Origin of the sequence: Planomonospora antibiotica (assembly GCF_014647955.1) — a bacterium.
GTDB lineage: Bacteria > Actinomycetota > Actinomycetes > Streptosporangiales > Streptosporangiaceae > Planomonospora > Planomonospora parontospora.
The window spans coordinates 1-22556 of sequence record NZ_BMQE01000041.1; the positions used below are offsets into that span (position 1 = coordinate 1).

Consider the following 22556-nt stretch of genomic DNA (forward strand, 5'->3'; position numbering starts at 1 on the left):
CGGCCGACTGGTCGCCGTAGCGGATGTTCACGCCCGCTTTGGCGTAGGCGGTGCGGCGGTGTTCCAGGGCGGCGTTGTAGAGCTGCCGGTGGTCCTCCAGGCACGCGGCGAGCGCCGCCGCCTGTCGAGTGGTGGGGCGCAGCAGAAACTTGAACGACCTGCGCACACCCACCTCCCCTCACGTTCGGTAACGATAACACCACGATCTCGGCCGACGTCGGTAAAACCGGGAAGGGCATCCATGATGCGCGGACCTGACAGGTCAGGGCACGCTCGGGCCTGGGCGGCCCTCCCGCCCCCGATTCCCCCCTCGCCTGAAGGCGACGGTCCCCTGGGGAGGATCTGATGGACGCGGGCCGCGGTCCTGGCGGATCCGTCCGCCGGTGGTGCCCTGCGGCGCCTCCTGGCCGTAGGGTGTCGGCAGGTCGCACGGCGATATGCGTGCATAACGGGATGTACCGGATTCGATAGGGGTCAGCTCGATGCGTCGCGCCCGCCGACTGCTACTGATCATCGGCGCCGCCGTGGTCCTGATGGGCGTCTGCGGCGCCGGTGCGCTCTACGCGTTCCAGGTGAGCCTCGACGGCGACATCACCCGCCTGCCCAGCGCGCTGCCCACCGACGAGTCCGAACGGCCCCCGCCCGAGCCCGGCGTCGGGGAGAACTGGCTGCTGGTCGGGACCGACACCCGCTCCGAGGAGACCACGACCGGCGAGGACGCGCAGGGGGAACTCTGGCGGCCGGGGCAGCAGCGCACCGACACGATCATGCTGATCCACCTCTCCGAGGGCCGCAATCTCGTCTCCGTGGTCTCCATCCCCCGGGACTCGTGGGTCACCGTCCCGGGGAAGGGCAAGGCGAAGATCAACGCCGCCTTCTCCTGGGGCGGTCCCGCCCTGCTGATCAGAACCGTCGAGAAGCTCACCGGCGTCCGCATCGACCACTACGCCGCGATCGACTTCCGGGGGTTCGCCGCGGCCGTCGACGCGATCGGCGGGGTCGACGTCGACATCGCCGAGACGGTCCACGACCCCTACCGCAAGGTCACCTGGAAGGCCGGCAGCCAGCATCTCAACGGGGAGAAGGCACTGCTCTTCGTCCGCCAGCGCGCCAACCTCCCGGGAGGCGACCTCGACCGGATCAAGCGCCAGCAGGCGCTGCTGAACTCCATCGCCGACAAGGTGCTCAGCGCCGAGACGCTCACCAACCCCGTCAAGGTCAACGACCTGCTGCGCGCCCTGACCAAGGCCTTCAGCGTCGACGCGGGGGTCACCACGGGCATGCTCAGGTCCCGGATGCTCGACCTGGCCGGTCTCGACTCCCTCGACTACGTCACGATGCCGGTGGAGGGCACCGGCACGAGGAACCGCCAGAGCGTCGTCCTGCTGGACATGCCCGAGGTCCGCGCGCTCAGCGCGGCGATCCAGGACGACCGCATCGACGACTACGTCCGGGAGCACGACAGCGGCAACGCGGTGGACACGGTGCGCTGACCGCCCGCGCCCCGGACGGCCTTTCGGCGCGGCGGAACGCGGGCCGGGGGCGGACGCGGCTCCCGTCAGGACGCCGACCGGGTCGCGCTCCGACCGGGCCGCGAACCGGTCAGGCCCCGGACCCCGGCCCGTCATCGGACTCCGGATCCGCGTCGGTCGCCACGTAGCCGATCACCTCGCGCAGCTTCTCCACCGGTACGGCCCCGCGGCGCAGCAGCCTGGGCACGGCCGTGGTCAGGTCGAGGATCGTGGACGGGACCGAGTCCGCGCAGGGGCCCCCGTCGAGATAGACCGAGACCGCGTCGCCGAGCTGCTTCTCGGCCTCCTCCGCCGTGGTGGCGGCGGGGGCGCCGGAGCGGTTGGCGCTGGAGACGGCCATCGGGCCGGTGTCCTTGAGCAGGTCCAAGGCGACCGCGTGCAGCGGCATCCGGAGCGCGACGGTGCCCTTGGTCTCGCCCAGGTCCCACGAGAGCGACCGGTTCACCCGGCAGATCAGCGTGAGCGGGCCGGGCCAGAAGGAGTCGACGAGGTCCTGGCCGTACGGCCCCAGGTTCTCCACCAGCGCGTTCGCCGCGCGCACGGTGCCGACGAGGACGGGCACCGGCATGTCCCGGCCGCGTCCCTTCGCCTCCAGCAGGAGGTTCACCGCGGACGGGGTGAAGGCGTCGGCCCCGATGCCGTAGACGGTGTCCGTCGGGAGCACCACCAGCTCGCCGCGCCGTACGGCCGATGCCGCGTCGGTCAGGCCCGCCGCCCTCTGCTCGGCGTCGGCGCAGTCATAGCGTCTGCTCACGGCGTTCCTTCCTGTTCCCGGCCGGGATCCTACTCCTGGCCGAAACGAGCGGTGACGAAGCGGTCCCTGCGGGCGAGGTCCTGCCGGCTGCGCACGTCGCGCCAGCCGTTCTCCTCGGAGAAGATCAGATAGACCGGGGTGCCCTGCTCGTCGGCGTGCTCCACGGCGACGAACCCGCCCGGCCGGAGCAGCCTGCGCGCGGTCCGCTCCACCGCCCTGACCTCGTCGAGGCCGTCGCGGCCGGAGCCGAACAGGGCGCGGTGCGGGTCGTAGTCGCGCACCTCGGGGTCACGCGGGATCGCGCCCGGCGGGATGTAGGGCGGGTTGGACACCACCAGGTCCACCTGGCCGTCGAGCTCGGGCAGCGCGTCGGCGAGGTCCTCGGGGTGCAGGTGCACCCGGCCCTGTCCCTGCTCCAGGATGTTGCGCTTGGCCCACCGGTAGGCGTCCGGGTCGACCTCGACCGCGTGCACGGTGGCCAGGGCGACCTCCTGGGCGATGGACAGCGCGATCGCGCCGGAGCCGGTGCCGAGGTCCACCACGACCGGGGAGGCGACGTCCATCTCCTGCAGCCGCTCGATGGCCCAGCCCGTCATCACCTCGGTCTCCGGGCGCGGCACGAAGACGCCGGGCCCGACCTCCAGGGACAGGTAGCGGAAGTACGCCCGCCCGGTGATGTGCTGGAGCGGTTCGCGGGCCTCGCGCCGGGCGACGCCCTCCCAGAAGAGCGCGTCGAAGTCCGCGTCGGCCACGGTGTGCAGCTCGCTGCGCCGTACGCCGTGGACATAGGCGGCGATCTCCTCGGCGTCGGTGCGCGGCGACGGCACACCTGCCTCGGCGAGCCGGGCGGTGGCGAGGGCGATCTCGTCCAGCAGAAAGGTCATGGCGGGGGTTCTAGGCGTGGGCGGCGAGCTTCTCCGCCATCTCGGCGTCGAGCAGGGACTGGATGACGGCCGACAGGTCCCCGTCCAGCACCTGGTCGAGGTTGTAGGCCTTGAAGCCGGTGCGGTGGTCGGAGATGCGGTTCTCGGGGAAGTTGTAGGTGCGGATGCGCTCGGAGCGGTCGACCGTGCGGATCTGCGACTTGCGCTCGGCCATCGCCGCGGCGTTGGCCTCCTCCTCGGCGATGGCCTGCAGGCGGGCCCGGAGGATGCGCATGGCCGACTCCTTGTTCTGGAGCTGGCTCTTCTCGTTCTGGCAGGAGGCGACCACCCCGGTCGGGATGTGCGTGATGCGCACCGCCGAGTCGGTGGTGTTGACGCTCTGGCCGCCGGGGCCGCTGGAGCGGTAGACGTCGATGCGCAGGTCGTTCGGGTCGATCTGGACGTCGACCTCCTCGGCCTCCGGGTAGACCAGGACGCCCGCCGCGCTGGTGTGGATGCGGCCCTGCGACTCGGTGACCGGCACGCGCTGCACGCGGTGCACGCCGCCCTCGAACTTCAGCCTGGACCAGACGCCCTCGTCGCCCCTGGCCTTCACCGCGACCGTGACGTCCTTGTAGCCGCCGAGGTCGGAGTGGGTCATGTCGATGATCTCGGTCTTCCAGCCGACCCGCTCCGCGTAGCGGAGGTACATCCGCAGGAGGTCGCCGGCGAACAGCGCCGACTCCTCGCCGCCCTCACCCGCCTTGATCTCCATGATGATGTCCTTGTCATCGTTGGGATCGCGCGGGACGAGCAGGTGGCGGAGCCTCTCCTCCAGCTCGGGGATCCTCGCCTCGAGCTCCTTGGCCTCCTCGGCGAAGGCCTCGTCCTCGGACGCCAGCTCCCTGGCGGTGGCCAGGTCGCTCCGGACGCCCTCGAGCTCCCGGTGGGTGTTGATGATCGGGGTCAGTTCGGCGTAGCGCCTGCCGAACGTGCGCGCCTGCGTCGGGTGCGCGTGCACGGTGGGGTCGCCGAGCTTGAGTTCCAGCTCCGCATACTCACTGAGCAGCTCGTCGAGGTTCACCGCACGTCCTTCTTCCTTCTGGAAAACCCTCGGCCGCGGAAGGCCGCTGGCAGAGCCCGCCTCTTCACCACGAACGCCGACCCGGGCGCACCCTCCGCGAACGGTGGGTGGTTCCGAGCCGGCGTCGGGAGCTGGGCTACTTGCCCGTGGCCTTCTTGCCGAAGCGCTTCTCGAAGCGGGCGACCCGGCCGCCGGTGTCCAGGATCTTCTGCTTGCCCGTGTAGAACGGGTGGCAGGCCGAGCACACGTCGGCGTGGATCGCGCCGTTCTTGGCGGTGCTGCGGGTGGTGAAGGTGTTGCCGCAGGTGCAGGTCACCTGGGTGGTGACGTACTCCGGGTGAATGTCGGGCTTCATGACTGTCGTCCTCTCCAAGGCGCGGTCGCCGGGTCGCCAGGGTCCACCCCCGCGGAGGCGGGGAGAACACACTGAGGTGCGAGTGGGCGGGAACCGGAACCGCTGCGGTTCGGCTACCAGTGTGCCAGATCCTTCAACCATCCCAGGCCACAAGACATTCCCCCGCCCGTCCCGCCCCTCCCGGGGAGAGCGGGAGGGAGGAGGTCCTGCGACGCCGGACGCCCCGGCCCCCGCCTGCGGGAGGGATCCGGGGCGTCCGCCGTACGGCGCGCGGGGTCAGTCGCGGTCGGAGCTGACCGTCGTCTTCTGCACCTGGAGCAGGAACTCCGCGTTGGACTTGGTCTCCTTCATCTTCTCCAGGAGGAGCTCCAGAGCCTGCTGCATGTCCAGCGCGTGCAGCACCCGCCGCAGCTTCCAGACGATCTGCAGCTCGTCCTTGCCCATGAGGATCTCCTCCTTGCGGGTGCCGGACGCGTCGACGTCCACCGCGGGGAAGATCCGCTTGTCCGCGAGGGCCCGGTTGAGCTTGAGCTCGGCGTTGCCGGTGCCCTTGAACTCCTCGAAGATGACCTCGTCCATCTTGGAGCCGGTCTCGACCAGCGCCGTGGCGAGGATCGTCAGCGAGCCGCCGTTCTCGATGTTGCGGGCGGCGCCGAAGAAGCGCTTCGGCGGGTAGAGCGCCGTGGAGTCGACACCACCGGACAGGATCCGGCCCGAGGCCGGGGCCGCGAGGTTGTAGGCCCGGCCCAGACGGGTGATCGAGTCGAGCAGCACGACGACGTCGTGGCCCAGCTCCACCAGCCGCTTGGCGCGCTCGATGGCGAGCTCGGCGACCGTGGTGTGGTCCTCGGCGGGACGGTCGAAGGTCGAGTGGATGACCTCGCCCTTCACCGACCGCTGCATGTCGGTGACCTCTTCCGGACGCTCGTCGACGAGGACGACCATCAGGTGGCACTCGGGGTTGTTCCGGGTGATCGCGTTGGCGATCGCCTGGAGCACCATCGTCTTGCCGGCCTTGGGCGGGGAGACGATGAGACCGCGCTGGCCCTTGCCGATCGGGGCCACCATGTCGATGATCCGGGTCGTCAGGATGTTCGGCTCGGTCTCCAGGCGCAGGCGCTCCTGCGGGTAGAGCGGCGTGAGCTTGTTGAAGTCGGGCCGCTGGCGGGCCTGCTCCGGGTCCATGCCGTTGACCGTGTCGAGGCGGACGAGCGCGTTGAACTTCTCCCGGCGCTCGCCGTCGCGCGGCTGGCGGACGGCGCCGGTGACGACGTCGCCCTTGCGCAGGCCGTTGCGGCGGATCTGGGCCAGCGACACGTAGACGTCGTTGGAACCGGGCAGGTAGCCGCTGGTCCGGACGAACGCGTAGTTGTCGAGGATGTCCAGGATGCCGGCGATCGGGATGAGGACGTCGTCCTCGCCGACCACGGGCTCGCCGCCGCCCTCGAAGCGGTCGCGACCGCGGCGGTTGCGCTCCCGGAACCGGCCGCGGCGCCCGCGGCGGTCGTCGTCCTCGCCGATGCCGTGCTGGTCGGTGCGGCCCTGCGGGCCGCGGTTCTGGTCACCGCCGCGCTCACCGCGCTGCTCGCGGTCTCCACGCTCGACGCGGTCCCCGCGCTGCTCACGCTCGCCGCGCTCGCCGCGCTCTCCACGGCTCTGCCCCGCGTCGGCGGCGCGCTGGTCACCGCGGCCTTCACCGCGGCCTTCACTGCGCTCACGGCGGCTCTCACCGCGCTCGCCGCGCTCACGGCGACGCTCGCCGCGCTCACGGCGGCTCTCGCCGCGCTCGGCGCGGCCCTCGGTCTGACCGGTCTCGGCCGGCGCCTCCACCGCGGGAGCGGCGGCGGCCACCGGCTCGGGTGCGGTGACGGGCTGCTCGGCCACGGGCTCGGCCGGGGCGGCGGAGGCACGGGAACGTTCCCTGCGGCTGCGCGCGGGGCGCTCGGCGGCCGGTTCCGCGGCGGCGGGAGCCGGAGCCGCGGGGGCGGCGGGCGCGGCGGCGCTCTCCGCCGTCACGCCCTGCTTCTCCTGAATGGCCGCGATCAACTGGCTCTTGCGCATCCGCCCGGTCCCGCTGATGCCGAGGCCGGAGGCCATCGCCTGAAGCTCGGGCAGCACCATGGCGGACAGGCCGGTGCCGGAGCGACGACGCGGCGACTTCGCCGCGGCGCGGGTGGGGGTGTCGCCGGCCGCGGGCTGTGCGCCGTTCGCGTCGGAGAGGAGTTCGGTGGTGTCGCTCACTAATGGGTCCTTCCCAGGGGTCGGGCGTGGCCATGATCAGCCAATCGTCCCGGTGGTGCGATCGATCCGGTGGGACAGACCGGGTCAGGTTGCACGTTGTGGTCCTGTCGCGATCCTGTTGCGATCCTGTTGCGATCCTCGACGGCCCGGGAGGGCCGTCGCCACTGTCGGAGAAGGGCACATCCACGCACCCGCCATCGAGACCCGCCGACGGTGAGGCGCGGAGGACACCCCCCGGATTGCTACCGGCAACCAGATGTCGAGGTGTTTCGAACGCGCATGTCCCCTAAAACGCCGCCTCTCCTTGCCCCGCTCGAATGTGGACCATTCGGAGGCGGCGGATTCGGGGAAGCCACTGCGGCGTTCACGCCTCGTGGAACGGGACGTGAGGCAACGATGTGTGGCTGACAAGCACGCACCCAGCACGGGGGCATCTGGTGCGGCTATCAGCCTAACATCACCAGCGCACACAGCTATTCCCTGAAGGCCGAAGAGGCATCAACGTGTCTCGGGAGAAACAACGCACGCACCGCGGGTTTCGACATCCAGTGGCCGGATGTGCCAGTCATTACCCACTTCTGGTGCGATCAAATCCTGCTTATCCCCCGTGGAAAACGCAAGGACCGTGGGACCCGCGCCCGAGACGACCGCGGGGATCCCGAGCGCGCGCAGCCGCGCCACCAGCTCCGCCGTCCGCGGCATCGCGGGAGCCCGGTAGCCCTGGTGCAGCCGGTCCTCCGTCCCGGCCAGCAGCAGTTCGCGCTCCGGCCGCCCGGTCAGCGCCGCGACCAGCAGCGCGGCCCGCCCGGCGTTCGCCGACGCGTCGGCGTGCGGCACGCTCGCGGGCAGCAGTCCCCTCGCCGTCTCCGTGGCCAGGCGGTGCTCCGGGACGAGGACCACGGGCCGTACGCCGGCGTGCGGGAGCAGTTTCGCCATACGCGGAACACCCGACGGCTCCGTCCAGGCGACCGTGAGCCCGCCGGCCAGGCAGGGCCCCACGTTGTCGGGATGCCCCTCGATCTCGGTGGCGAGGGCGAACACGTCGTCGTCGGTGAACTCCGGGGGGCTCCCCGGCGGGGCCGGCGCCGTACCGTCCGGACGCGGAGCCGCGGCGTACGGCGCGGCGGCCAGGGCCCGGGCCGCGAGGATCCCGGCGCAGATCGCCGCGGAGGACGAGCCCAGCCCGCGCGCGTGCGGGATCCGGTTGACGCAGCGCAGCCGGATGCCGGCGGGGCGGGGCAGGCCCATCCTGTCGAAGGTCCTCCGCATCGTCGCGACGATGAGATGGCCGCCGTCGAGGGGGACCTCGCCCGCGCCCTCACCCTCGACGGAGACCTCGGCGGTCTCGGCCGCGCCGCCTGGGGAGGGTTCGTAGAGGGTGGCCTCCACCTCGTCGTGGAGGGCCAGGGCCAACCCCAGCGTGTCGAATCCGGGGCCGAGGTTGGCCGAGGTCGCCGGAACCCGGACGACCACCGTGCTGTCGGTCATGCGTTCCCTTGTCGAGGAGCCGGTGGGATCAGGCGAGTTCGAGGGCGCTCGCGGCGGCGTGGGCGTCGATCGGGATCGTGATCGGGGTCGGCGCGCCGGAGATGGCCCAGTCGGGGTCCTTGAGCCCGTTGCCCGTCACCGTGCAGACGATGCGCAGGCCGGGCTCGACCAGCCCCTGCTGGCAGGCCTGGAGCAGACCGGCCACGCTGGCCGCGGAGGCGAGCTCGACGAACACGCCCTCCTCCTGCGCCAGCAGCTTGTAGGCGGCCGCGATCTGGCGGTCCGTGACGGCCTGGATGACGCCGCCGGACTCGTCCCGCGCGGCCTCGGCGAGCTTCCAGGAGGCGGGGTTGCCGATGCGGATCGCGGTGGCGATCGTGTGCGGGTGGGTCACCGGGGCACCGTTGACGATCGGCGCCGAGCCGCTGGCCTGGAAGCCGAGCATCCGGGGCGTCCTGGTGGCGGTGCCGTCGGCGGCGTACTCGGTGTAGCCCATCCAGTAGGCGGAGATGTTGCCGGCGTTGCCGACCGGGATGCAGTGGACGTCGGGCGCGTCGCCGAGGGCGTCCACGATCTCGAAGGCCGCGGTCTTCTGTCCCTGCAGCCGGAACGGGTTCACCGAGTTGACCAGCGCGATCGGGTAGTTCTCCGAGAGCTTCCTGGTCATCTCCAGGCAGTCGTCGAAGGAGCCCTCGACCTGCAGCAGCCGCGCCCCGTGGACCAGCGCCTGCGCCAGCTTGCCCATGGCGATCTTGCCCCGGGGCACGAGCACCGCGCAGGTCAGGCCCGCGCGGACGGCGTAGGCCGCGGCGGAGGCGCTGGTGTTGCCGGTGGAGGCGCAGATGACGGCCTTCGCGCCGTCTTCGACGGCCTTGCTGATGGCCATGGTCATGCCGCGGTCCTTGAAGCTGCCCGTCGGGTTCAGCCCTTCGACCTTCAGGTAGACCTCGCAGCCGGTCAGCGCCGAGACCCTGTGCGCCGGGACGAGCGGCGTGCCGCCCTCCAGGAGCGTCACGACGGGCGTCTCCTCGGTGACCGGAAGACGGTCACGGTATTCCTCGATGAGGCCACGCCATGCCCTGGTCATGATTGCTCCTCCCGCACGCGGCTTCACCGCGCGCGCCCTACCTGCGGTGTTGGGCAACGAGTCTACGGGCAACCGCCTGACCCCCGGGATGCCGCGTCCACCAAGTGGACAACGGCCCCCCTCGATGCGGCCTCCCGCCAGGAGACACCGGGGAACGGCGGGTAGGGTCGACAGGGCTTGACAGACGGAACCCCGGACGATCTGACAAGGAGCGCAGCTGTCATGACGGGCGGAGCGGCGATCGGCCTGCCCCCGATCCGGCACAACGACTACTCGCCTCTGGACCCCCCCGGGCTCGGCGGCTGGGAGCCGTCCCTTCCGGTGAGCGTGGTCATCCCCGCGCGCGGCGGGCAGCACCGGCTGGACCTGGTCCTCGCAGCCCTGGCGGCGCAGAGCTACCCGGACCACCTCATGGAGGTGATCGTCGTCGACGACGGCAGCGAGCCGCCGCTGCGGCTGCCGGAGATCGCCCCCGCGGACACCCGGATCGTCGCGGCGGACCCCGGGGGGTGGGGCATCGCGCACGCGGTCAACTCCGGGGCGGCCAGGGCGGACGGCCTCGTGCTGCAGCGGCTGGACTCCGACATGGTCGTCTGCCGCGAGCACATCGAGGCGCTGGCCCGCTGGCACCACCTGAGCGACCACGTGGTCGCCATCGGCGCGAAGAAGTTCGTCGAGGAGCCGCCGGCGACGCCCGCGCGGGTCCACGAGGCGGTGCGCGGCGGCTCCCTGGGGGACGTCTTCGACCTGTCCGCGGCGGTGCCCAGCTCCACCGAGGAGACCATCGCCCGGCTCGACGGCCTGCGGGCCAGCCGCAACCCGTACCACGTGTGCACCGGTCCGACGGTGTCGATGCGGCGGGAGGTCTTCCACGCCGCGGGCGGGCTCGACCCCGCCGTGCCGAGGGGGGAGGACACCGAGTTCGCCTACCGGCTGGCCCAGCACGGCGTGGTGTTCGTCCCCGACATGGCCGCCCAGGCGGTGCACCTCGGGCTGCCCGCGCAGCGCCTCGACCGGGACCGGGCCCTGCGCCTGGTCTCCCCCTACCTCGCCCACCGGATCCCGCTCCGCCGGGATCTGCGCAAGGACCGGGAGAGGCGCTGGCTGGTGCCGTACGTCGAGGTGGTGCTGCACGTGGACGGCGCGGCCGAGGAGCAGGTGCGCCGGGCGGTGGGCGCGGTGCTGTCCGGGTCGGTCGGCGACGTGGCGGTCGCGCTGGTCGCCCCGTGGCCGGAGCCGGACGGGGAGCGCCGCCCGGTGCCCGACGGCCCGGACTTCGAGCTGCTGCTGATGCGCGAGCACTTCGCCCACGACGAGCGGGTGCGGACGGTCACCGGCGTCTCCCCCACTCCGGCGCCGGTCCCGTTCCGCTACACCGGTCCGGTCGCACTCCCGCCGGGCCCCCGGACCCTGGAGAAGATGATCGGCGCGCTCCAGCGGGACCGGCTGGGGATGCTCACCGTCGACCTGGGCGCCGACGGCACGGCGGTCCTGGAGCGGACCGAGGCGCTGGGCCGGGCCCTGCTGCTCGGGGCCGGCGACCCGGCCGCCGTGGCCGCCTCGGTGCGGGCGACCCACGGCGCGGGGCGGGGCGAGCGCACCGAGTTCTGGCCGCCTACGCAGGCGGACCCGGGCGGGGCCGGAGCCGCCCCGGCGAAGGCCCCGGCTCCGTCCCCGGCGAAGGCCCCGGCCCGGTCCCCGGCGGCGGCCCGGGAGAGACCGCTCCAGGGCCGGGACGGGGCGCGGAGGCCGGAGGCGGACGGCCGGAGGCCGGAGGCGGACGGCCGGAGGCCGGAGCCGGGCGGTCGCGGTCCCGCGGAGCCGTCCCTCCGGAAGGCGCGTGCGCTGCTCTCCCGCCTGCGCACCGTGATCGGCCAGGATTAGCGGTCGCGGGAACGCCCGGCCGGAGGCGGGTCGTGCGGGCTCCGGCCGGGTAGGCGGGCGGCGGCCGCCCGGGCGAGGACGACGACGCCCCGGCGGCCCCGTCACCGGCGGCGGATCGCCCGCTTCACCGACGTCAGCAGGCTGTACTGGACGACCTTCCGGGAGGCCGCCAGCTCCTTGCGGAGCGATCCGACCTCGCGTCTCAGCTCCACCGCGCTCTTCCGCCAGCGGCCGGCCTCCTCCCGCCACTCGGCCACCTTGGCGCGGAGGCGTTCAGCCTGCCGGGCCTGCTTCTCCGCCTCGGCCCTGGCCCGGTAGGCGCTCCGGCGGCCCGTCGGCGGCCGCGCCTCGGAGGTGAACCCGCAGGTCTCGCCGTCCGTCCAGAGCGTGCCGAAGACGTCCTCCACCGCGTCGTCGAGGTCCTCCCCCTCCGCGCGGACGACCTCCGCCCGGGCGAACGCCGCGGTCCGCTCCAGCCGGGCCGCGACGATCCCGCCGCCGGGCTCCCGCGGGGGCCCCCCGTCCTCCGCCAGGAGCACCGCGACCAGGCCGTACTCCCCCTCCTCGGCCAGGTCGATCAGGCCGGCCAGGGCGTCCTCCTCCGGCACCCAGCCCGCGGGCAGCCGGAGCCGGTACGGCACCGCGCCCCACGAGGCGGGCGCCGTGCGCACCCGGGGCTCATGGGCGTAGTGACCGCGGATCAGCACCAGGTCGAGGTCGGGGTTGGTGAGCGGGGCCCGCCCCTCGTCCCGGACGCGGTCCCAGGGGCCCTCTATCGTCACCGCGACGTCGGGGACGGTGCCCGCGAGCACGGCGTCCACCGTGGCGCGGACGTCGTCGTAGGAGAGGCCCGCCTCCCCCGTTCCCGGGGGCTCGACGACCACCTCGACGTAGGGGACCTTCCACTGGCGGGCCGGGTGGGAGCGGAGCCAGCGGTAGGTGGGGATGCGGTCGGCGACGAACGCGTGGCTGACCCGGTCGACCGGGGCCTTGTCCCGCATCCGCATGGTCGGGCCCAGATGGAAGGCGCGGGCCCGGGGTTCGGGGACGAAGACCGCGCCCGCCTGCGCCAGCCGGTAGCCCATCTCGGTGTCCTGGCCGAGGATGAGGTCGGTGTCCATCGGCCCGGCGCGGTCCAGCAGCGCGGCGGAGACCGAGGTGGCGCCGCCCACGTGCAGGCTGAACGCGCGACCCGGCCGGTCGGTGAGACCGCCGGTGGACTCGATGAGGTCCACCAGCCAGGCGTGCGGCTCGGCGGGCTCGAAGAGCGCGGCCAGGTCACCGGCCGCGGCGACCTCCTCGGGGGTGGGCCGCGGGGCCGGGCTGAAGCGGATGTAGCCGGTCACCGAGAGGTACGGCGCGGCGTGGTGCCAGCGCATGTGGGCCTCGACGGAGTGCCGGTCCAGGACCACGTCGGAGTCCAGCCAGTGGATCACGTCTCCGCCCGCCTCGCGGAGCCCGGCGTTGCGCGCGTGGGCCCGGCCCGGGGTGGGGCAGACCACCAGCCGGGTGTTCTCCGGCCGGAGGGCGGGCAGGCGCAGGGGCGGCTCGCTGCCGTTGTCCACCACGACGACCTCGGTGAGACCGGCGGGGTAGGTCTGCCCGGCCAGCCCGGCGAGCGCCAGGTCGAGCTTGTCCTGGCTCCCGTAGGCGGGGACGACGACGCTGACCCGCAGCGACGGCGTCCAGGCTCCGGACTCGGGCAGGACGAGACCGCGGTAGTCGTTCCCCCTGATCCGGGGGACCTTCCGGGGGGTCACGGCGCCAGGATCCGGCTCGGCCGGAAGCCGCGCCACTGGTTCGACGCGACCCGCAGGAAGTGGGCGAGGGGCAGCCGCCAGGTGTGCCGGGCGCTCGCCCCGCGGCGCAGCATGTAGCCCAGGCCGTGGGTCCGGTAGATGCGCGCCCCGGCGGCGTGCGCGGCCTTCAGGAAGGCCGCGTCCACCCCCCGGGGCAGGCCGGGGAAGCCGCCGGTCTCGCGGAAGCGGTCGCGCTCCAGCAGGATCGTGCCTCCGGCCACGTGGTCGGACCAGACCTCGCTGGTGTAGTCGGTGCGCCGGATCGTCACGTTCAGAGGCTCCAGGTAGAAGAACTCGGCCGCCGTCCCCACGATCTCCGCCCCGGAGTAGGAGAGGGCCAGGAGGAGGTCCGACAGGTGGTCGGGACCGTACCAGTCGTCGTCGTCCCACTTGGCGACGTAGTCGCCGCCCGCCGCCGACGCCGCCAGGTTGAGCACGTCTCCGAACGGCGTGGCGGCGTCGGCCTCGACCACCGTGACGGGCAGCGGGCAGGCCTCGACCGCCCGCCGTACCGCCTCGTGGGCCGCGGGGAAGCCGTGCAGGCCCAGCAGGACCTCGGCCCGCACCCCGCGCTGCCGGGCGAGCTGGCCGAGTGCGGACTCCAGCAGGCCGGGACGCATGCTGGCCATCACGACGCTGACCGTCGGCGCCCCGGGCGGGGCCCCTCCTCCCCGGCGGGCCAGGCCGTGGCGGCGCAACCGCACGCTGTGCTCCTCGCGGCGCAGGGCCGCCGTGCAGTGCGGCGTGTCCCGCGGGGGTTCGGCGAGCCAGTCGCCGTCGGCGAGGAGGTTCGCGAGCGCGGGATCGGCCTGGATCACCCAGGCGGGGACCTCTCCGGCGTGGAGCGGGACTCCGGCGGCGGCGAGGTCCAGCAGCGGGGCCAGGACCGCGGAGGTGGCCGCGCCGCCCTCCGGGGCGGCATCCGGCCAGTGCACGCGCAGGCCGCGCAGGGAGTGCGGGCTCTCCGCCGGGACCGTCCACCGGCCGTGCTCCCAGTGCAGGTCCGCGACCCCGCCCGGCGGGTTCCGCACGAAGCCCGCCGGGGTCGGATCGGTCTCGCGCGCGCCGAGACCGATGACAGCTGTCATGAGGGGTTCCTGACTCGTTCGAATATACGCCGATCCATCAGCATACGGACGTCAATACTAGGCAAACCGGGTGACAGCTCCGGTGGCAGTCGTCAACTGTCCGCTATGTATATTTCCGTTGTGAAAATCGCACCCGAGGCGGTTCGGAGCGCCCTCGTGGTGCGGGCGGGCGGGCCCCGCCGCGACTGCGTCGTCGCCGTCTCCGTCTGGATCCCCGCCTCCGCGGTCGCGCTCGTTCTGCCGCGCTGGGCCGACCTCGACCCGTTCAGCGTCCGGGGCGCGGCGCTGCCTCTCGCCGCCGGTGCGCTCCTCCTCGCCCTCGCGGTCGGCGCGGCCGTGTCCCTGCGGCGGTCCCGGGACGCGGTGAGCACGGTGAGTTCCGCCGCCGCGGGCCTGCTCGCCGCCTGGGTGATGCTGACCCTGCGCAGCGCGCTCTACGGCACGCCGTACGGGTTCAGTCCCCTGGACGGGGACATGGGGCGGATGTCGGCGATGGCCACCCACTACAGCGTGGCCTGGGCGAACGGGGACCCCCTGGCCGTGGGGGCGCCCTCGGAGTACCCGCCGCTCCAGCCCTGGCTGATCGGGCGGGCCGCCGCGCTGCTCGGTCTGGAGCCGTGGCGCCTGCTCGGCACCGCGGAGATGCTGTTCCTGTCGTGCGCGGTGGTGCTCTCCTTCACGCTGTGGCGCCGGCTGGTCCCCGCGCCCGTCGCTCTGGCCGCCTCCGCGGCCGGACTGGTCGCGTTCCACGAGCCCGCGAAGGCGTTCGTGATCCTCACCGTCGCCGTGTTCGTGCCATGGGTCCTGCAGACCCTGTGGACGCCTCCGGCCGGGCGCCTGCCCTGGCCGCTTTCGGGGGTCGTCGCCGGCCTGATCCTGTGCACCTACCTGGGCCCGTTCATGCTCGGCGTGTTCGGGCTCGCCGCGCTCGCCGCGGCGGCCCTGCGACGGAGCGGGGACCGGCGGGGCGACGTCCTGCACATGATGAAGGTCGTCGCGGTGGCGGCCGCGGTCTCCGGCTGGTACCTGGTCCCCTACGCCTTCGTCCTGCTCACCCGGGGCGGCCAGACCGTGCAAGACCTCTATGTGAGCGCGGGGATGCTCGCCTTCCCGCCGCCCCTGGGGGAGGTCTCGCTCCTCGGCCTGCTCCAGGCGACGGGCCTCGCCGGCGCCCTGTGGTACCGCCGCACGGTGTGGTGGGCGGCCCCCATGCTCTGCCTGATCGGCGGCCTCTACCTCTACTGGGCCGTCATGGCGGCCCGGTTCGTGCTGACCGGCCACACCATGTTCTTCCACTACGTGCCGCGCGTGCTGGGGCCGGTCCTGGCGATCTGCGGGGTGCTCGCTCTGGCGCAGGCCGGCCCCGCGCTCGTCCGCCGGCTCGGACGCACCCCGCCGCACGGGCTCGGCACGGCGGCTCTGGTGATGTTCACCGCCTGGTGCGGTCTCACGCTCGGCCGGGCCTGGATGCCCAACGCCGACCGGACCGCCCCGAACCCCGCCGCCGTCGCCCACCAGCAGCCGTTCCCCGACGGCCGCAGTCCGCGGTTCGCCGCGCCGGAGCACATGCTCTCCGGCTTCCCCGCAGCGCGGGTCGCGCGGGCGGTGGGCACGAAGGCCCGGCCGGTGACGCTCTCCTGCGACGAGCGGCTCTTCGCCTTCCTGCCCTGGCGGGCGTATCTCGCCGTGGACCGGACCGCGGCCAACAGCATGGCCCGGTGGGACGACCGGTACGCCGAGGTGGGCCGGCTGGCCGCCGTCTCCGACCCCGGCGAGTTCGCCCGGCGTTCGGCGGCCATGCGGCACGGCTCGATCGACGTCTTCGTGCTGTGGGACGAGGGGGACGTCTGGTCGTGGAAGGATCTCCGGTTCCGCCCCGGCCAGTTCGGGGAGACGGCCTTCACCGTGACCCGCGGGCTGCCGGGAGGCCTGGTCGTGGCCGTACGGCACGGCACCGGCCGGTGACAGCGGGTCCTCGGCGGGTCTGCGTGCGGCTTCACTGACCACGAACAGGCATATAGGTCGTCTACTTACCTTAAAATCACCCTGACCCCACGTTTGACAACCACCTCGGGCGATTCAGTACGTCGCCGTCACCAGTCGTGAAAGGCCCGTTATGCGTTCTACGACGCCGCGCCGTCTCGCCATGATGGCCGCTGTCGCGGGGACCGCCGGAGTCCTGGTGCTGCTCGTGCTGGTCCGGCTCGGCGCCGTGGACGCGGTGTCCGCCCTCCAGATCGCCCTCTCCCTGGCCACGCTCGCCGCGCTCGGCCTGGCCCTGCTCTCCGTACGGCGCGCCGACGGCAAGGTCCTGCGGCTGGACCGCAAGGTCGCGGCGCTGCGGGAGCGGCTGGAGCCGGTGCCCGCCCGGCTCGACGAGTTCAAGGAGGTCCGGGCCGACCTGGCCCGGCTCACCGCGGCGATCGACCGCCTGGAGAAGTCGGTGCGCGAGCTGGAGGACCGGAGCGCCGTGGGGACCGCCGACGTCCTGACCTCGCTCGGTGAGGACAGGATCGAGGCGATGACCCGCAACTCGCTCCACACCGGCTTGCTCCTGGAGATCGGTTCCGAGCTCCGCGAGCGGGTCCTCCCGGAGCTCTGCCGTCTCTCCGACGGTCTCGCCCCGGCCCCCGACCCGGACCGCGCGCCCCGCCTGGAGCCCGGCACCGCCGACCGCGGGGCCCGCCGTGGATGACACCGCGGCGGAACGGCTCCCGCCCGGGACGGAACCGCTGCTGCGCGGGCTCCTCACCGGACCGGGGGAACTGCTCCTGTGCTCGACCGGATTCGACCGGGACCTCGGCGAGCTGGCCGCCCAGCGCCCGCAGACCACGGTGGCCGACCTCGACGCCGTCCCGACCGGCGCGGTCCTGAGCGAGGGCCCGGTCGCCCGGGTGGTCGTGCTCGCGCGCACGGTGACCGACCTGCGCCGGGCCGTGACCCTGAACACCCTGCTGCCCAAGGCCGCGCAGGTCACCGTCGCGGTGGCCGACACGCCGCCGCTGCGGCACGCTCCGCTCGCCGCCGCCTCACCGCACGCCAACTGGCGCACGCTCCAGGACTGGCGGATCAGCCGGACCGGTGACCGCTCCTGGACGGTGGAGGCCCGGTTCACCGCCCCCATGCAGGCCGGTCAGGTCCTGGTCGCCGCGGCCCGCGCCTTCACGCCCGGCCGGCCCGACACGATGCCCCAGCCGGTCGCCGCCCTCGCGGGAGCCGGGGCGGCGCACTGGCGCCCGGCCGACCCCAACGCCACACTGGCCGACGCCGACGGGCCGGTGCCCGCCAGGCACGCCGCACCCGGCTGCGATCTCGCGCTGCGGACCGTGGGCCCCGGATCGGGCAAGTGGTCCGACCCCGAGGTCCCGGCCATCGAACGCCCCGAAGCCGCGGTGACCGCCTGGACCCGCCTCGGCCGGCCGGGCGGCCACGGCGTGGGCTCGGACCTCGATCTGTCCGGTCCCTCGGCGGTCCCGCCGGTGGACGAACGCTCGGTGAACCCCGCGGGCTTCGCCGCCACGCCGGAGCTGGGCTTCGCCCGCCTCACCCAGCGGGAGGGCCGCTGGCAGGTCGTGCTCGACGGCGTCCGCATGGCGGCCTTCGCCTCCTCCGGCTGCGTCACCGACGCCGACGTCGCCCGGTTGCGGCCGCTGCGCGGGATCACCGTGGAGTGGCGGCCGGCCCACACCGGCCCGGTCGCCGCCGCCCGTGTCGTCGCCGGCCTGGCCGCCGCCGGCGTCCCGCTGTCCGGTCCGGCCGTTCCCGCCTGGGCTGCCTCGCTGCTCGGCGAACACCTCACCGAACTGGTCCGGGACGTCCGTCCCGAGGACCTGGCCGACGACCTCCGGCGGCAGGAGCACAGCATCGCGCTCCGCCGCTGCGCGCTGCGCGTCCACGGCAACCGCGCCCGCTGGGCGGAGTTCGCCGTCCGGGCCGGGCTCCCCGCCGCCGCGCCGCCCCGGGTGTCGGTGCTGCTGGCGACCCGCAGGCCGCACATGGTGGACTTCGCCCTCTCGCAGGTCGCCCGCCAGCGCGGCGTCGACCTCGAACTCGTCCTGGCCCTGCACGGCGTCCCCGCGGACCTCCCCGAGGTCGTCAGGGCGGTCGCCGGCTTCCCGCACCCCGTGACCGTGTACGAGGCCGACCCGGCCCTGCCGTTCGGCGCGGTGCTCAACGAGGCCGCCGCGCGCGCCTCCGGGGTGTTCCTCAGCAAGATGGACGACGACGACTGGTACGGTCCCGACCACCTGGCCGACCTGCACCTCGCCCACCTCTACACCGGTGCCGACCTGACCGGCGCCCCCGCCGAGATCGTCTACCTGGAGCAGATCGACGCCACGGTGCAGCGCCGGTGGAACACCGAGACCTGGCAGGACTTCGTGGCGGGCGGCACCCTCTTCCTGCCCAGGAACGTCTTCGAGGGCGTGGGCGGTTTCCGGCCCGTCGGGCTCACCGAGGACGGCCAGCTGCTGGAGGCCGTCCGGCAGGCGGGCGGCCGGATCTACCAGGCCCACGGGCTCGGTTACATCCTGCGCCGGCAGGCCTCCTCCGGGCACACCTGGAAGGCGCCGGTCAACACCTTCCTCGACCACCGGACGGTACGGCAGTGGCGGGGCTTCCACGCCGGCCGGCTCATGGAACTGGACGGTCCCCGATGACCGCGGGAACGACCGGCGGGCAGCCGCGCGTCCGGCTCAACGACCACGGTCCGCTCACCCCCGCCGGGCTCGGCGCCTGGACGCCGACCAGGACCGTCAGCGTGGTCGTCCCCGCCTACCGGTGCCAGGAGACGCTCGACCTGACGCTCGCGGCCCTCGCCGGGCAGAGCTACCCCGCGCACCTGACCGAGGTGATCGTGGTGGACGACGGCGGCGGACCCGCCCTGCGGATCGGGGAGATCGCCCCCGAGCGCACCCGGATCGTCCCCAGCCGCCCCGGAGGCTGGGGCCGCGCCTGGGCCTGCCAGACCGGAGCCGACGCGGCCGAGGGCGAGGTGATCCACTGGCTCGACGCCGACATGGTCCCCTTCCGCGAGCACGTGGAGGCCCAGCTCCGCTGGCACCACCTCGCCGACTACCTGGTGGTGCTCGGCTCCCTGCGGTTCACCGACGTGTCCGCGGGCCTGCCCTCGGCGGCCGAGGTCCACGCGGCGGTCGCGGGCGGCCGGGTGGAGGAGCTCTTCCCTCCGGAGACCACCGAGCCGCACGACTGGGTGGAGGAGTTCCTCGCCCGCACGGACGATCTGCGGGACTGCCCGATCGACGCCTACAACGTGCACTGCGGGGCCACCGCCTCGGTCTCCGCCCGGCTGCTGCGGGCGGCCGGGGGCATGGACACCTCCCTGGTGCTCGGCGAGGACACCGAGCTCGGCTACCGGCTCGCCCAGCAGGGGGCCGTGTTCGTCCCGGAGCGCGAGGCCCGGAGCCGGCACCTCGGGCTGCACACCGTCGGCACGCGCGAGGCGGAGGTCAAGCGGCACAACTGGCCCCTGATCGCCGAACGGGTGCCCGAGCTGCGCTGGCTGCGCACCCACCCCACCCGCCGCAGGCTGGTGCCGTACGTGGACGTGGTGGTGGACGTCGCCGGCGCGCGCTACGAGGACGTGCGCGCGACGGTCGACGGCGTGCTGGCCTCCACGCTGCCGGACCTCGCCGTGACGCTCGTCGGCCCGTGGAGCGCCCTGACCGCCGAGCGCCGTTCCCCGCTCGACGACCCGCTGCTGGATCTGCGGCTGGCCCGCGGCACCTACGAGCACGACGGCAGGGTCGCCTTCACGGAGGACCCGGGCGAGGACTCCGCTCCCGCGATGTTCCGCCTCCGCCTGCCCGCGGGCTGGGTGCCCGGCCCGGACACCCTGCGGAACCTGACGGCCGACGCGGACACCGACTGTGCCGGCGTGGTCGACGTCGTCCTGGACGGGCACGGTGACCTCGTGGCGGCCCGGCTGGAGCGGACCGCCGCGATGACGCGCGCGCGGTTCCTCGCCGCGGCGGACGAGGACCTCGACGACGTGGTCCACCAGACCTTCGGCGCCCGGTGGACCAGTGGTGAGATGTGGGGGTTCCTCCCCGCTTCCGCGGCCGGCGCGCCGAGCACCTCCCGCTCGAACGCCGAGCTCACCCGGTTGCGGAACGAGGCCGAGAAGTGGAAGGCCCAGGCCGCCCGGTGGAAGGGCGAGGCGGCCCGGTGGAAGGCCGAGGCCGCCGGGCGCAAGAAGGACGCCGCGGAGTGGAAGGCCGAGGCGACCCGGTGGCGCCGGTCGGCCGTGCAGTGGCGGCGGGAGCTCTCCCAGCTGCGCAGGGCACGGTACCGCTGGCGGCGCCGGCTCGCCGAGCGCGCCCCGTTCCTCCGCACGGTCAGGAAGACCCTGATCCGGCCCCAGGACTCCGATGATCGCTGAGATCCGCGCCACGATCGACGAGGTGCTCACCCCCGGCCGCCTGTCGAGCGCGGTCGTGGCCTGCGCGGGTTTCCTCCGGCCCGCCGAGGCCGTCGGCCCGCAGCCCGCCGCCCGCGTGGTGGACCTCGACCACCCGGCGGACCCCGACCACCCGGCGGACCCCGACCGCCCGGCGGACCCCGACCGCCGGGCGGATCCCGCCACGCCGGCGGCGTCCCCCGGTGTGGTGGAGGGGATCGCGCTGATCCTCAGGACGCCCGCGGACCTGCGCCGGGTCGCGGAGCCGGCGTCCCGGCTGCCCTCGGCCCGGCGGCTGGTGGTGCACGTCGTGGAGGCTCCGGAGTGGTGGCACCTGCGGACCCCGGGCGAGGGCGGCTTCGCCGTGCGCGCCCTGGACTCCCTCCGGCTCGCCAGGCACGGCGAGACCGGCTGGATCGCCGAGATGCACTTCCACGCGGCGGTCCCGCCCGCCGGCGTGCTCGCGTCGATGGCGGGGCCCCTCCGGCCCGGCTCCGCCGGAGCACCCGGACCGGCGGAGCCGGACGACCGACCCGGAGCACCGGCCGCACGGACGGGCGGGCCGGCCGCACGGCCCGCGCGGGTGCGCGAGCGGCCGGTCCGGCCGGTCCGCCCCGTGGACGAGCTGTCGGTCAACCCTGTCGGCTTCCTGGGCGGGCCGGAACTGGGCACCGCGGATCTCCTGCGGCGCGGCGGCCGCTGGGAGGCCGTGCTCGACGGCGCCCCGGTGGTCGTGTTCCCGGAGCCCTCGGGCCGGGTCACCGAGGTGGAGGTGGCCCGGTTGCGCCCGCTGCGCGCGGTCCGCGTCGACTGGACCGCGCAGGGCGGGCGGCCGCCGCGGGGAGCCGGACGGGCGGATGCCGGACCGGGTCTCCCGGACGGGCACGGCGGGCACGGCCTGGCGGACGGGCACGGCGGGCACGGCCTGGCGGACGGGCACGGCGGGCACGGCCTGGCCGGCGAGAGCGAGGGGCACGGCCTGGCGGACCTCGTCGTGGCCCTGGCCGCCGCCGGGGTGCCGCTGCTCGTCTCCCGGATCCCCGCCGAGGTCCGTCCCGTGCTCGGGGAGGACCTGGCCCTCCTGCTGGAGAGCGCCACCCCGGAGCTGCTCGCCGACGATCTGCGGCGCGAGGAGCACAGTGTCGGGTTGCGCCGCCGGGCGCTGCTGGCCCACGGCCGCCGTGCCCGGGCGTCCCGGCCGAGGATCTCGGTGCTGCTGGCGACCCGGCGGCCGGAGATGGTGGGCTTCGCGTTCTCCCAGATCGCCCGCCAGCGCCTGGTCGACGCCGAGGTCGTCCTCGCCGCCCACGGTTTCTCCGCCGCCGACGCGCTCCGCGGCGTGCCCGGGGCCGGGCCGTACCCGGTGACCGCCGTCGAGGCGGACGCGGCGGTGCCCTTCGGCGAGGTGCTCAACCGGGCGGTGTCCCGGGCGGGCGGCGACTACCTGGCCAAGTGGGACGACGACGACTGGTACGGCCCGCACCACCTGGCCGACATGCACCTGGCCCGCGTCTACACCGGTGCGGAGGTCACCGGCACGTCCGCCGAGCTGTTCTATCTGGAGGAGCTCGACACGACCGTCCGGCACCGCTGGGCCTGTGAGACCTGGGAGGACTTCGTCTCCGGCGGCACGATCTTCATGCCCCGGGACACGTTCGAGGCGGTGGGGGGGTTCCGGCCCGTCGCGCGGACGGTCGACGGGCAGTTCCTCGAGGCGGTGCGCCGGGCCGGCGGGCGGATCTACCAGACCCACGGCCTCGGCTTCCTGATCCGGAGGGGCCGGCCCGACCGGCACACCTGGCAGGAGGGGACGGACTGGTTCCTGGAGCAGGCGGTCGAGCGGTGGGAGGGGTTCCGCCCTCCCGCCACCGTCACCGGCTGACGGGCGCCGGGACCGGGCTCCGCGACGTCACCCAGCGGGCAGCGGCCCGGGACCGGCTGACGGGCGCCGGGCCCCGCGACG

General features: G+C 74.1%; 17 protein-coding genes. 7 read left to right on the forward strand and 10 right to left on the reverse strand.

Annotated elements, in window-relative coordinates; translation table 11 throughout:
* The coding region (locus tag IEZ06_RS27725; RefSeq protein ID WP_189239628.1) for a helix-turn-helix domain-containing protein at positions 1-172 on the reverse strand (172 nt) is incomplete at its 3' end.
* A gap of 310 nt (positions 173-482) precedes the next feature.
* Between IEZ06_RS27725 and IEZ06_RS27730 the strand changes: the two genes are divergently transcribed.
* On the forward strand, positions 483-1493 hold the full coding sequence (locus tag IEZ06_RS27730; protein ID WP_189239629.1) for an LCP family protein: 1011 nt from the start codon (positions 483-485) through the stop codon (positions 1491-1493).
* A 109-nt stretch (positions 1494-1602) separates the two neighbouring features.
* Here IEZ06_RS27730 and IEZ06_RS27735 read toward each other — a convergent pair whose 3' ends face one another.
* From IEZ06_RS27735 to thrC, 7 genes are all read right to left on the reverse strand, one after another.
* Positions 1603-2286 carry an L-threonylcarbamoyladenylate synthase gene (locus IEZ06_RS27735; RefSeq protein ID WP_189239630.1) on the reverse strand — a complete coding sequence of 228 codons (684 nt, stop codon included), beginning with the start codon at positions 2284-2286 and terminating at the stop codon, positions 1603-1605.
* A gap of 29 nt (positions 2287-2315) precedes the next feature.
* Positions 2316-3170: a peptide chain release factor N(5)-glutamine methyltransferase gene (gene prmC / locus IEZ06_RS27740; protein WP_189239631.1), complete on the reverse strand. Its 855-nt coding sequence runs from the start codon at positions 3168-3170 to the stop codon at positions 2316-2318.
* Positions 3171-3180: 10 nt separating this feature from the next.
* On the reverse strand, positions 3181-4233 hold the full coding sequence (prfA, locus tag IEZ06_RS27745; protein ID WP_068894821.1) for a peptide chain release factor 1: 1053 nt from the start codon (positions 4231-4233) through the stop codon (positions 3181-3183).
* 136 nt (positions 4234-4369) lie between these two features.
* On the reverse strand, positions 4370-4588 hold the full coding sequence (gene rpmE, locus IEZ06_RS27750; RefSeq protein WP_068894819.1) for a 50S ribosomal protein L31: 219 nt from the start codon (positions 4586-4588) through the stop codon (positions 4370-4372).
* A gap of 276 nt (positions 4589-4864) precedes the next feature.
* On the reverse strand, positions 4865-6829 hold the full coding sequence (rho, locus tag IEZ06_RS27755) for a transcription termination factor Rho (protein ID WP_189239632.1): 1965 nt from the start codon (positions 6827-6829) through the stop codon (positions 4865-4867).
* 498 nt (positions 6830-7327) lie between these two features.
* On the reverse strand, positions 7328-8317 hold the full coding sequence (locus tag IEZ06_RS27760; RefSeq protein ID WP_189239633.1) for a homoserine kinase: 990 nt from the start codon (positions 8315-8317) through the stop codon (positions 7328-7330).
* Positions 8318-8345: 28 nt separating this feature from the next.
* Positions 8346-9404, reverse strand: coding sequence for a threonine synthase (gene thrC / locus IEZ06_RS27765; RefSeq protein ID WP_189239634.1), 1059 nt, complete (start codon positions 9402-9404; stop codon positions 8346-8348).
* Positions 9405-9626: 222 nt separating this feature from the next.
* Between thrC and IEZ06_RS37335 the strand changes: the two genes are divergently transcribed.
* Positions 9627-11288, forward strand: coding sequence for a glycosyltransferase (locus IEZ06_RS37335; RefSeq protein WP_189239635.1), 1662 nt, complete (start codon positions 9627-9629; stop codon positions 11286-11288).
* A gap of 101 nt (positions 11289-11389) precedes the next feature.
* On the opposite strand, the gene IEZ06_RS27775 is transcribed toward IEZ06_RS37335, so the two are convergent.
* Positions 11390-13048 carry a glycosyltransferase family 2 protein gene (locus IEZ06_RS27775; RefSeq protein WP_229798777.1) on the reverse strand — a complete coding sequence of 553 codons (1659 nt, stop codon included), beginning with the start codon at positions 13046-13048 and terminating at the stop codon, positions 11390-11392.
* Entirely contained in the window at positions 13045-14175 is a 1131-nt protein-coding gene (locus IEZ06_RS27780) for a glycosyltransferase (protein WP_189239636.1), read from the reverse strand. Before IEZ06_RS27780 ends, IEZ06_RS27775 begins: the two co-directional genes overlap by 4 nt.
* 120 nt (positions 14176-14295) lie before the next feature.
* Between IEZ06_RS27780 and IEZ06_RS27785 the strand changes: the two genes are divergently transcribed.
* From IEZ06_RS27785 to IEZ06_RS27805, 5 genes are all read left to right on the forward strand, one after another.
* Positions 14296-16140, forward strand: a complete 1845-nt coding sequence (locus IEZ06_RS27785) for an arabinofuranosyltransferase (RefSeq protein ID WP_189239637.1) — start codon at positions 14296-14298, stop codon at positions 16138-16140.
* Positions 16141-16321: 181 nt separating this feature from the next.
* Complete coding sequence (locus IEZ06_RS27790; protein ID WP_189239638.1) at positions 16322-16870, forward strand: hypothetical protein; 549 nt, start codon at positions 16322-16324, stop codon at positions 16868-16870.
* The gene (locus IEZ06_RS27795; RefSeq protein WP_189239639.1) at positions 16863-18833 is read left to right on the forward strand and encodes a glycosyltransferase family 2 protein; all 1971 of its coding nucleotides are present in this window, start codon (positions 16863-16865) and stop codon (positions 18831-18833) included. Before IEZ06_RS27790 ends, IEZ06_RS27795 begins: the two co-directional genes overlap by 8 nt.
* On the forward strand, positions 18830-20575 hold the full coding sequence (locus IEZ06_RS27800) for a glycosyltransferase family 2 protein (protein ID WP_189239640.1): 1746 nt from the start codon (positions 18830-18832) through the stop codon (positions 20573-20575). Before IEZ06_RS27795 ends, IEZ06_RS27800 begins: the two co-directional genes overlap by 4 nt.
* Entirely contained in the window at positions 20565-22475 is a 1911-nt protein-coding gene (locus IEZ06_RS27805) for a hypothetical protein (RefSeq protein WP_189239641.1), read from the forward strand. The genes IEZ06_RS27800 and IEZ06_RS27805 overlap by 11 nt, the downstream gene beginning before the upstream one ends.
* Positions 22476-22556: the final 81 nt, after the last annotated feature.

Excerpts from the sequence above, each read along its gene's own strand:
- IEZ06_RS27730 (WP_189239629.1), top strand. The coding sequence starts at position 483 with ATGCGTCGCGCCCGCCGACTGCTACTGATCATCGGCGCCGCCGTGGTC.
- prmC (WP_189239631.1), bottom strand. The coding sequence starts at position 3,170 with ATGACCTTTCTGCTGGACGAGATCGCCCTCGCCACCGCCCGGCTCGCC.
- rpmE (WP_068894819.1), bottom strand. The coding sequence starts at position 4,588 with ATGAAGCCCGACATTCACCCGGAGTACGTCACCACCCAGGTGACCTGC.
- IEZ06_RS27760 (WP_189239633.1), bottom strand. The coding sequence starts at position 8,317 with ATGACCGACAGCACGGTGGTCGTCCGGGTTCCGGCGACCTCGGCCAAC.
- thrC (WP_189239634.1), bottom strand. The coding sequence starts at position 9,404 with ATGACCAGGGCATGGCGTGGCCTCATCGAGGAATACCGTGACCGTCTT.
- IEZ06_RS37335 (WP_189239635.1), top strand. The coding sequence starts at position 9,627 with ATGACGGGCGGAGCGGCGATCGGCCTGCCCCCGATCCGGCACAACGAC.
- IEZ06_RS27780 (WP_189239636.1), bottom strand. The coding sequence starts at position 14,175 with ATGACAGCTGTCATCGGTCTCGGCGCGCGCGAGACCGATCCGACCCCG.
- IEZ06_RS27790 (WP_189239638.1), top strand. The coding sequence starts at position 16,322 with ATGATGGCCGCTGTCGCGGGGACCGCCGGAGTCCTGGTGCTGCTCGTG.
- IEZ06_RS27800 (WP_189239640.1), top strand. The coding sequence starts at position 18,830 with ATGACCGCGGGAACGACCGGCGGGCAGCCGCGCGTCCGGCTCAACGAC.
- IEZ06_RS27805 (WP_189239641.1), top strand. The coding sequence starts at position 20,565 with ATGATCGCTGAGATCCGCGCCACGATCGACGAGGTGCTCACCCCCGGC.